This window comes from Methyloceanibacter marginalis, from assembly GCF_001723295.1.
Lineage (GTDB): Bacteria > Pseudomonadota > Alphaproteobacteria > Rhizobiales > Methyloligellaceae > Methyloceanibacter > Methyloceanibacter marginalis.
The window spans coordinates 1-10,226 of record NZ_LPWD01000014.1; the positions used below are offsets into that span (position 1 = coordinate 1).

Sequence of the window (10,226 nt, forward strand, 5' to 3'; positions counted from 1 at the left end):
GAATTCGATTCAGCGCGCGCGCGCGCGCGCGCGTCTATGCGACGTGCGCATGGCGGCCGAAGTGCGGCCCCGACTCCATCTATATCGACGGTATGGAGGCTCGACCGCGCGTCCGCACATCGCCGACGGAGACACCGGCCGTTCCCGGTATCGCCGCGATCCGTCAGGCGCGCCGCGCCATCGACGAGCTCGGCCTGCGCGGCCAGATCAGCCTCGTCTATGCGGGCGGCATCCGCAACGGCGGCGACGTGGCCAAGGCTCTGGCGCTCGGCGCCGACGCCATCGCCATCGGTCACTCGGTGATGATGGCGCTCAACTGCAACAAGGAGATTCCGGAGTCCGACTTCGAGGCGGAGATCGGCGTCCCCGCAGGCCGCTGCTATCATTGCCACACGGGCCGTTGCCCGGTCGGCGTCGCCACGCAGGACCCGGAGCTCAGAAAGCGGCTCGATCCCGATGAGGCGGCCGAGCGCGTCTACAACTTCCTGCACACGCTGACCCTGGAAGCGCAGATGCTAGCGCGTGCCTGCGGCAAGACCAACGTGCACAGCCTGGAGCCGGAGGATCTCGCCGCGCTCACCATGGAAGCCTCGGCGATGGCGCAAGTGCCGCTCGCCGGTACCGACATGACGGTCGGTGTTGCGAATTACCACAAGCTGGGTTGAGGTAAACGATGGCCAAGAGCGACAAGAATGGCAAAGCCGACGCGCCCGCCAAAGGCGGCGACGTCGACAAGTACCTGAAGGACGCGGCGGGTCTCGACACCGACCGCGAGAAGGTGATCGGCCAGCACATCGGCTACCGCTACGACGTCAATCTGCTGCCCGACTACGACAAGCTCACGCCCTTCCTCAAGGACTACATGGAGTTCATGGGCTGGGACGACCTCAACTGGCTGGAGGACGTCCATATGGGCTACGAGGCGGGTCAGCCCGCAATCTTCGACCGCAACATCAATGGTTGGGTGCGCATCCCCAAGTCGATGAAGCTGCCCGACAACCAACAGGATCGCGACATGCTGGCGCGCGAGCTTCTGATCCGGTTTCAGACCTCGCCAAGCATCCGCTTCATGAGTTGAACAAGGCTTATCGCAAGTTCTAACAGGCTCAGCGAAGTTTTAGGAGGGTTACACGAAGTTCTAGGCGGTTACGCAGACCAAGACTGAACACACAACGTCCGGGATCAACCTGGGCGGCTTCGCGCCCCGCGACAAAGCGGGGGCGCCCCAAGAGGGAGGAAACTATGGTCAGCACCGCTCCGAGTGCCGTCGCCGGCACAGGCGATTCTTCATCTACCCTACATCGAGTCATTGGCTGGAAGGATGCGTTCTGGGTCGCAAGTGGCGTCCCGGCACTCGTTCTCTTTTCTATTGGCGGTATCGCCGCCACGGTGGGCACGCCGTCCGTGCTGGTTTGGACCTTGTCGGTCCTGTTCGGCTTCATCCAGGCCTTCACCTACGCCGAGATCGCTGGTCTGTTCCCGAACAAATCGGGCGGTGCATCGGTCTATGGCGCGGCCGCCTGGGTCCGCTACTCAAAGTTCATCGCACCGCTTTCGGTGTGGTGTAACTGGCTCGCCTGGACGCCGGTGCTCGCCATCGGCTGCGGCATTGCCGCCGGCTACATCTTGACGGCCCTGTTCCCGGCCGAGGCTGCGATCCGCACTTGGGAAATCCAGCTCGTCGATCTCTCCTTCTTCAAGGAGGGCTTGGGACTTCGTCTCAACTCGACCTTCTTCATCGGCGCGATTCTGATGCTGATCTCTTTCGGCATCCAGCATCGCGGCATTCTCTCGACCGCCAAGGTGCAGACGATCGTCGGCGCATCGGTGCTGTTGCCGCTGTTGATTATCGGCATCGTGCCGCTGATCACTGGCGACGTGTCGATGAAGGCGTTCGAGCCCTTTGCGCCGGGCACCGATATAGGCACCGCCGCCTGGGACAAGGCCGGATGGACGCTGTTCTTCGGCGGTCTTTTCATTGCCGCCTGGTCTGCCTACGCCTTCGAAACGGCGATCTGCTACACGAGCGAGTTCCGAAACCCGGCGACCGACACCTACAAGGCAATCCTCTATTCAGGACTGCTGTGCATCGCGGTGTACGTGCTCGTGCCGCTCTCCTTCCAGGGGGCGTTGGGCCTTGCCGGCGTCATGGCGCCGGGCATCGTCGACGGTTCCGGCGTGGCGCAGGCCATGGCTTCGATGGTCGGCGGCGGCTCTTTGATCACCAATTTGCTGGTGGTGATGCTGATTCTCGCTCTCATGCTGGCGATCACCACGGCGATGGCCGGCAGTTCGCGGACGCTCTACCAGGCTCCGTCGACGGCTGGCTGCCGCGTTATCTGAGCCGCGTCAACGAGAATGGGGCGCCGACAAGCGGCATGGCGACGGATCTCGCGTTCAACCTGATCCTGCTGCTGATGTCGGACTATCTGTTCGTGCTGGCGGTCTCGAATGTCTGCTACATCGTGTTCAACTTCCTCAACCTCAACGCGGGCTGGATCCATCGCATCGACAACGCGCATGTGAAGCGTCCGTGGAAGGCCCCGACCGTGCTTCTCGGCGCGGGCGTGGTGCTGGCCTCGTCAATGCATTCCTGCTTGGCGCCGGCGCGGATGTGTGGGGATCGGGCACGCTGGTTGCGGGCGCCATCGCCATCGGCCTGGTCATCCCGGTCTTCATCTTCAGGCACTTCATCCAAGACAAGGGCGTGTTCCCGCCGCAGATGCTTGCCGACCTGTCGGTTGACGGGAAATCCATCGGCCAACCGAAAGCCGGCATGTTGCCTTATGTAGCGCTCGCGGGCGGAGTGCTCTCCGCCACGGTCGCCTACGTGATTTTCTGGACTTAGGCTTCACCGAAGCGAAGTGACTCTTCGCAAGCTGGGCAGACGGCCGGGATCAGTTTTTGATCTCGGCCGTTTTCCAATCCGGCTTGAAGGCGAGCACCTGCACCGAATCGGGGAGCGCCGGATTGAACACCCGGTTGTGCCAGATCGCGGCCTCGCGGTCGGCGTCGCCCACATCGAGAGCCTTCACCTTGCAGGGCAGACGGAAAGCATAGCGCCCTTGCGCGAAGTCGAGCACGCAGCGCTTGCCTGAAATAAGCGCGTCGGCGAGCGGCGCATCCGCGGGCAAGATCGCGAGCAGGCGGTCGCTGAAAGACTTCGGCTCGAGGAAATAGTCCGCCTGGAGATGGCGCAGCGCCTTCTCGTAGGTTTCGCGCGGGTCGGGGGACTTCATCACTTGGAAGCGGAAGAACGCCGTGCTCTCCTCGGGTGCTTTTGGCACCAGCAGCACGGTCAGGGACGGCGAAAGCTCCGCGCCGGTTTCATCCAACACCCGCGGGCACATGCCCGGGGAAGGCCGCCCGTCCTCCTCGCGCATGGCAGTCTGGCGAATTTGGCACTGCCAGATCAGAAACGGCTGCCGCAGATCCTTGGTTTTCGTCTTGCCCATGGCGCCTCACTGCCTCCCCCGGCGCTGCGCGTCAATGCGAAGGGCCGCTAGGGGCGAGGTCTTCGCCCGCCTTTTTTCGAAAGCCGCTTGAAAAGCTTGGCTTCTTTGCCCGGCCGCCGGGTTTTTCCGGCCCTCTTTGGCTCCAAAAATCGTTGCTTTCCGGCCTTATGCCCAAAAAAATGCAGCCCCCAAAAGCCATGCAGAGCGCGTTCGAATGGCCGTTAACCAATTGATTTTGCGTCATGAAAGTCGCTTCGAGACACGGGTTCAAATGAGTTTCATCTGAGGAAAGTCAATTTCATCTTGGTTGACGGGATTTGGGGGCGCCCCTAGCATCGCTGTAAGATGAGGACGCTTCTGTAGGGCTTAATCGTGGCAGGCGGCCGTTTCAGGCATCCGGCGAGTCAAAAGGGAGAATCGACGACGTAGCTGAAACATCCATCGTGACCTTGGGACCAAAAAATCAATCCAAGGCGTGAACCTAGGGGGGTTACATCAATGGGCAATAACTTAGACGCTCTCACGACCGTCTTCACCGAGTTCTATTACTGGGTGACGGTCGTTATCATGTTCCTGATCCATGTTGGCTTCTGCATGTACGAAGTCGGCGCCAGCCGGCGGCGGAACCACATGCACACCCTGATGAAGAACACGATGCTGATCCCGTTGGTCACCATCACGTTCTTCTTCTTCGGCTGGTGGATTTATTGGGCGTTCCCCAATGGACCGTTCATCACCGGCGGGCTCAATCTCGAGGCGGGGGCAGCGAACCTGCCCACATCCGAGACCATGGCCACCAATCTCGGCGATCGCATCACCGGCGTTTTCTGGGCGGCCTTCCTGCTGTTCTCGTGGACGGCGGCGTCGATCGTTTCGGGCGCGGTCATCGAGCGCATCAGGTCCGGTGCGTTCTGGATCATCGCGTGATGATCGGCTCGGTGACTTGGATCATTGATGCGGCCTGGGGCTGGCATCCCGAAGGCTGGATGGTGAAGCTTCTCGGCTATCACGATGCCTACGCCTCCGGCGTCATCCATGGCATTGCCGGCGGCACCGCCCTCGGCGTTCTCGTGGTGCTCGGTCCGCGTCTCGGCCGCTTCGCCGCGGACGGTACGCGCGCGTGTTCGCCCCGCATAATCCCTGGCTGGTCACGATCGGACTGTTCTTGATCTACACCGGCTTCTGGGGCTTCTACGCCGCGTGCAACGTGCCGATCATCTCTCCGGAGGGGATTGGCGGTCAGATCACCGGCGAGACGTGGACGGCGACGACCATCTATCTGACGCCGACGACGCTAGGCGCCATCACGGTCAATTTCCTGATGTCGCTGTCGGGTGGCCTCTTGGTCGGCTACCTGGTCTCCAAGGGCGATGCCTTCTGGACCTATTCGGGCGGCCTTGCCGGTATCATTACCGCTTCCGCCGGTAATGACCTCTACCACCCGATCCAGGCGATGGTTATTGCCGGCATCGGCACTTGGTGCGCCTACAAGCTGCACTACTGGGTCGAGCGCACCTTCAAGATCGACGACGCTGTCGGAGCCGTGGCGGTTCATGGCTATGCCGGCTTCATCGGTCTGGTGATCGCTGGCTTCGTCCTGTGGGGCTATCCGTCCTCGCCGTATGAGGGCTACGCCGCGGTGAACCCGCTGGGGAACACCATCGGCGCGGTCATCATGTTCTTCGTCCTCGGCTTCGTCCCGGCGTGGATCGTCTCCAAGCTGCTCGACGCCGGCGGACTTCTGCGGGTGCCACGCGAGGTTGAGCTCATGGGCCTCGACTTCAAGACGCTCCATGACGAAGAGCAAGCACGCCAAGACGTTCGCGACGCTGAGAAGGCGCTCGTCTGAGGCATCGGCAAGAGAGAGATAAAGGAGAACCGAAATGACTACTTGGGCAGTCGATCTTGCCGACACCGGGGCGGTTTATCCCTGGCAAGGCTACGAACTGATCATGGTGATCGTTGGCGTGGCGCTATGGATTCTCTGGCACATCATCCAGCTCCGCGAGGAGAAGGCGGAGTTTGCCGAGGACATCCGGCTCTATGGCAACAAAGAGTCCATCAAGAAGGCACTTGACGATCACCCGGTGTAAGCCGGCCTGACGCGAACACAGATCACTTGAGGGCGCCCGCCTCGTGCTGGTGCCCTCTTTTTGTGCTCAGTCGAAGGTGATCCGGTAGCGAACGAAGTCGTCCGCTTGCGTGTAGGAGTCGTAGAGCTTGCGGGCGGTCTCATTGCCGGCATTCGTGTGCCAATAGAGCCGCGACCATCCCTTCTTGCGGGCGAGCGTTATGAGATCGTCGATCAGCGCGCGTCCCACGCCATGGCCGCGGGCCGCCGGATCGACGAAGAGATCTTCCAGGTAGCAGTTCAGGTCGCTCGTCCAGGTCGAAGGATGCAGCGTCGAGATTGTGAAGCCTGTGATCGTCCCCTCTTGCTCGGCAAGTCTGCAGAACATGGGAATGTCGGGATCGAGGACTCGCGACCACGTTTCCGCCGTCACCGCCTCGGGCACGTCCACCTTGTAGAAGATGAGATAGCCGGACCAGAGGCGGCGCCATGCCGCCTCGTCGCCGGGATTCGGATCGCGAATACGAAGTCCGCGCGCCGCCATTAGCAGTCGAGAGTCGTGGCCCGCTCCCAGGGCGTGAGCTGCCGCGAGAACTCGTTCCAGTCCTTCGTCTTGAGTTTCACGTAGGAATCGACGAGCTCATCCCCGAGGGCGCCCCGCAAGAGCTTGGACTTGTCGGTGAGCCGCAGCGCGTCCAGGAGGTTGAGCGGCAGCTTCTTCACGCCCGCCGGCGCCTTGTGGCCTTCCGCGTACATGTCGATATCGAGCGGCTTGCCGGGGTCGGTCTTCTTCGCCATCCCGTCGAGCCCAGCGGCGAGCATCGCGGCCGGCAAGAGATAGGGATTGGTCGCGCCATCGGGTAGGCGGAACTCGAACCGCCCGCCGCCCGGGACCCGGATCATGTGGGTACGGTTGTTGCCCGCGAAGGTCACCGTGTTGGGCGACCAGGTGGCTCCCGACGTCGTCACCGGTGCATTGATGCGCTTATAGGAGTTGACCGTTGGATTGGTGATCGAGCAGATCTCGTCCGCGCCGTCGATCAGGCCGCCGATGAAGTGATAGGCCTCCTTCGACAGGCCGAGCGGGTCGTTGTCGTCCTCGAAAGCGTTTTGGTCGCCCTTCCACAAGGACACATGTACATGGCAGCCGTTGCCGGTGAGGTGGGTGAAGGGCTTGGGCATGAAGGTGGCGCGCAGGCCGTGCTTCTCCGCGATCGACTTCATCATGTATTTGAAGAAGGTCATGCGGTCGGCGGTCTTGAGTGCGTCGTCGAAGTCCCAGTTCATCTCGAACTGACCGTTGGCGTCCTCGTGATCGTTTTGATACGGGCCCCAGCCGAGCTGGAGCATGGAGTCGCAGACCTCGCTGATGACGTCGTAGCGGCGCATCAGCGCCGACTGATCGTAGCAGGGCTTGGCCTGTGTATCCGCCGGGTCGCTGAGCGCCTCGCCGTCAGCGCTTACGAGAAAGTACTCGCACTCCACGCCGGTCTTCACCGTATAACCCGCGTCCTTGGCCTTCTTGAGAATTCTCCTCAAGGCGTTGCGCGGCGCCTGGTCCACTTCCTTGCCGTTCATGTAAAGATCTGCGGCGAGCCAGCCGACTTCCGGCTTCCACGGAATCTGGATCAGGCTGTCGGGATCGGGGACGGCGAGAACGTCGGGATGGGCCGGCGTCATGTCGAGCCAGCTGGCGAAGCGGCGAAGCCCGCGCCGTCCTTGGACATGCCGGTGATGGCGCTGGCCGGTGCCAGCTTGGCCCTAAGCGTCCCGAACAGGTCGACAAAGGAAATCAAGAAATATTGGATCCCGCGTTCGCGGGCCTCGACTGCAAGATCAACCGCCATGCTACTCCCCTTCGCTTTTGCTCTTAGGCGTGCTTCCTGCGCGCCTTACTCGTATGTTTTCGATCCTGGAATCCAGTCGGTGCCGGCCAGCGGTACTTTCGCCATAGCCGCGGCCTCGACCGTAAGCGCAACGAGATCCTCGGGCTCCAGATTATGGACCGTGGCTCTTGCCGCAGCGCGCGCGATGGTCTGTGCCTCGAGCGTCATCACGGCGAGATAGTTGGCGAGGCGGCGTCCGCCGAGTTGCGGATCGAGCCGCGCCGAAAGTTCCGGATTCTGCGTATTGATTCCCGAAGGATCCTGACCTTCGTGCCAATCGTCATAGGCTCCGGCCGTGGTGCCGAGCTTTTGGTAGTGCTCCTCGAGCGCCGGGTCGTTGTCGCCCAGTGCCACGAGCGCCGCCGTACCGATCGAAACGGCGTCCGCGCCAAGTGCGAGCGCCTTGGCCACATCGGCGCCATTGCGGATGCCGCCGGAGACGATCAACTGGACCTTGCGGTGCATGCCGAGGTCTTGCAGCGCCTGCACCGCCGGGCGAATGGCGCCCAGGATCGGCAGGCCGACATGCTCGATGAAAACTTCTTGGGTCGCGGCCGTGCCGCCCTGCATGCCGTCGAGCACCACCACCGTCGCGCCGGACTTGATGGCAAGAGCGACGTCGTAATAGGGCCGCGAGCCGCCGACCTTGATGTAGATGGGCTTCTGCCAGTCGGTGATTTCACGCAGTTCTTGGATCTTGATCTCCAGGTCGTCCGGCCCCGTCCAATCCGGGTGACGGCAGGCGGAGCGTTGGTCGATCCCCTTGGGTAGCGTGCGCATCTCGGCCACGCGGTCGGAAATCTTCTGACCGAGAAGCATGCCGCCGCCCCCGGGCTTGGCGCCCTGGCCGATGACGATTTCGATGGCGTCGGCACGCCTCAGATCGTCGGGGTTCATGCCGTAGCGCGAAGGCAACAGCTGATACACGAGTATGCTGGAGTGACCCCGTTCCTCTTCGGTCATGCCACCGTCGCCGGTGGTGGTCGAGGTGCCCATCTTGCTCGCGCCGCGGCCCAAAGCTTCCTTGGCTTGCGCCGACAGCGAGCCGAAGCTCATGCCGGCGATCGTAATCGGAATCTTGAGGTGGATCGGCTTCTGCGCATAACGGGTGCCGAGCCACACATCGGTGGCGCATTTCTCGCGATATCCCTCGAGCGGATAGCGGCTGATCGAGGCGCCTAGAAAAAGCAGATCGTCGAAATGCGGGACTTTGCGTTTCGCTCCCCCGCCGCGGATGTCATAGATGCCGCTGGCTGCCGCGCGGCGGATCTCCGACAGGCTATAATCGTCGAACGTCGCAGACTTGCGTGGCGTCGTCCTCGGCGTCGCGTCCATCAATACTCTCCTGCGTGATCGACGTTGAAAGTGTAGAGCGTGCGGGCCGACCCGTATCGCTTGAACTCGCTAGGATCGATCTCGCCGTCGAAGCCCCCACGAGTGAGCACGTCGTGCACGGCAGCCTTATGCTCGTCGCGCATCTCCTTCTCGATGCAATCGGCGCCGAGGCTTTGACCGAGCCGCGCACGAAGAGGCGCGCCTCGTAGATCGAATCGCCGAGCGAGTCGCCCGCGTCGCCAAAAACAACGAGGTTGCCGCTCTGCGCCATGAACGCGCTCATATGGCCGACGGACCCCTGCACCACGATATCGATGCCCTTCATGGAGATGCCGCAGCGTGACGAGGCATTGCCGTCGATACGAAGCAGACCGCCCGCGCCCCGTGCGCCCGCCGCTTGGCTGGCGTCGCCTGAGACATGCACGAAGCCGCTCATCATGTTCTCGGCCACACCGACGCCCGCGCTGCCATGCACGAGCACAGTGGCAAGTTTGTTCATGCCCGCGCAGTAATAGCCGACGGACCCGTTGATCTCGACAGTGACCGGCACGTTGAGTCCCGCAGCGATCGCGTGGCCTCCGGCCGGATGCTCGATGACCCAATGCCGCTCGTTGGTTTCGGGCGTGAGTTGGTGCAGCGCCGCGTTGAGTTCTCTCAGTGGCGTGACGCTGAGGTCGATATCCGGCATATCTTAGCGTTCCCAGAAGTAGACGGTGGCAGGCTCGGGCTCCCAGACGCGCGCGGTCTCGATTCCCGGAAGATTGGCGAGCACCCGATATTCGGAGCCGAACGCCACATATTGATCGGTTTCGGCCATGACGGCCGGCTTGCAGGCGATGCCGTCGCGCAGCACCCCAAAGCCGTTCTCGGTGCCGACCACGAACGTGTAGAAGCCGTCGAGGTCATCCAGGCTCACCTTCAGCGCATCGCCGAGAGAAAGCCCTTCGCGCATGCGCCAGGTGAGATAGCCGGCGGCCACCTCCGTATCGTTCTCGGTCTCGAATTTGAGACCCTCGCGGCGTAGCGAACGGCGCAGATTGTTATGGTTCGACAGCGAGCCGTTATGCACCAGGCACTGATCCTTGCCGGTCGAGTAGGGATGGGCGCCGTCCGTGGTCACCGCGGATTCCGTGGCCATACGCGTGTGGCCGATGGCATGGGTCCCGCGCATTCCGGCAAGCCCGAACCGCTCCGCCACCTTTTCGGGCAGACCGACTTCCTTGAAGACTTCCATGCGGTTGCCGCGGCCGACGATTTCCGTCTCCGGGGCCTCCCGTTCGAGCCATTTGATCAGCGCCTCGACCTCCTGGTCGGGGACCGCGATCACGGCATGGGTGTCGTGCAGGGTCGTTTGCGCGCCGGGGAAAGCGGCCTCGATTTCAGCCGCCCGCTCCTCCATGGCCAGAGGAGACGTCCCGCGCAGGGTCAGTTTGGTCTGCCCGGCCTCGCCGGCGCCGTAGACGGCAAAACCGGCGCTAT

10 protein-coding genes and 3 pseudogenes are annotated in these 10,226 nt (G+C 62.5%); 7 read left to right on the forward strand and 6 right to left on the reverse strand.

All coding sequences use genetic code 11. The annotated features are described in order from the left end of the window. The 3 genes and pseudogenes from AUC71_RS00535 to AUC71_RS00545 all read left to right on the forward strand — a co-directional run. Window positions 1-665 (forward strand): glutamate synthase-related protein (locus tag AUC71_RS00535; protein WP_193426997.1); only part of this gene is annotated, 665 nt, incomplete at its 5' end. Between the two features lie 8 nt (window positions 666-673). Next, window positions 674-1,078 (forward strand): hypothetical protein, encoded by a 405-nt coding sequence (locus AUC71_RS00540; RefSeq protein ID WP_204376590.1) that lies wholly within the window; start codon window positions 674-676, stop codon window positions 1,076-1,078. 164 nt (window positions 1,079-1,242) lie between these two features. Beyond that, window positions 1,243-2,848 (forward strand): annotated as a pseudogene (locus tag AUC71_RS00545) (trimethylamine N-oxide permease). Between the two features lie 49 nt (window positions 2,849-2,897). On the opposite strand, the gene AUC71_RS00550 reads toward AUC71_RS00545, so the two are convergent. Next, entirely contained in the window at window positions 2,898-3,455 is a 558-nt protein-coding gene (locus tag AUC71_RS00550) for a hypothetical protein (RefSeq protein ID WP_069622692.1), read from the reverse strand. Window positions 3,456-3,953: 498 nt separating this feature from the next. Between AUC71_RS00550 and AUC71_RS22120 the strand changes: the two genes are divergently transcribed. From AUC71_RS22120 to AUC71_RS00560, 4 genes are read left to right on the forward strand one after another with little or no spacing between them, the layout of a single operon-like run. Beyond that, window positions 3,954-4,382: a hypothetical protein gene (locus AUC71_RS22120; protein ID WP_342021366.1), complete on the forward strand. Its 429-nt coding sequence runs from the start codon at window positions 3,954-3,956 to the stop codon at window positions 4,380-4,382. Further along, window positions 4,382-4,624 (forward strand): hypothetical protein, encoded by a 243-nt coding sequence (locus AUC71_RS22125; RefSeq protein WP_342021369.1) that lies wholly within the window; start codon window positions 4,382-4,384, stop codon window positions 4,622-4,624. The genes AUC71_RS22120 and AUC71_RS22125 overlap by 1 nt, the downstream gene beginning before the upstream one ends. Further along, on the forward strand, window positions 4,576-5,304 hold the full coding sequence (locus AUC71_RS21675) for a hypothetical protein (RefSeq protein ID WP_280139253.1): 729 nt from the start codon (window positions 4,576-4,578) through the stop codon (window positions 5,302-5,304). Before AUC71_RS22125 ends, AUC71_RS21675 begins: the two co-directional genes overlap by 49 nt. Before the next feature lie 34 nt (window positions 5,305-5,338). Next, a complete protein-coding gene (locus tag AUC71_RS00560; protein ID WP_069622693.1) occupies window positions 5,339-5,548 on the forward strand; it encodes a hypothetical protein in 210 nt (69 codons plus the stop codon). A gap of 66 nt (window positions 5,549-5,614) precedes the next feature. Here AUC71_RS00560 and AUC71_RS00565 read toward each other — a convergent pair whose 3' ends face one another. The 5 genes and pseudogenes from AUC71_RS00565 to AUC71_RS00585 form a co-directional block, all read right to left on the reverse strand. Beyond that, entirely contained in the window at window positions 5,615-6,070 is a 456-nt protein-coding gene (locus tag AUC71_RS00565) for a GNAT family N-acetyltransferase (RefSeq protein WP_069622694.1), read from the reverse strand. Then, a pseudogene (gene glnT, locus AUC71_RS00570) lies at window positions 6,070-7,373 on the reverse strand (type III glutamate--ammonia ligase). Before glnT ends, AUC71_RS00565 begins: the two are co-directional and overlap by 1 nt. A gap of 45 nt (window positions 7,374-7,418) precedes the next feature. Continuing rightward, window positions 7,419-8,747 carry an FMN-binding glutamate synthase family protein gene (locus AUC71_RS00575; protein WP_069622695.1) on the reverse strand — a complete coding sequence of 443 codons (1,329 nt, stop codon included), beginning with the start codon at window positions 8,745-8,747 and terminating at the stop codon, window positions 7,419-7,421. Next, window positions 8,747-9,435 (reverse strand): annotated as a pseudogene (locus AUC71_RS00580) (protein glxC). Before AUC71_RS00580 ends, AUC71_RS00575 begins: the two are co-directional and overlap by 1 nt. 3 nt (window positions 9,436-9,438) lie before the next feature. Then, the coding region (locus tag AUC71_RS00585; protein WP_069622696.1) for a class II glutamine amidotransferase at window positions 9,439-10,226 on the reverse strand (788 nt) is incomplete at its 5' end.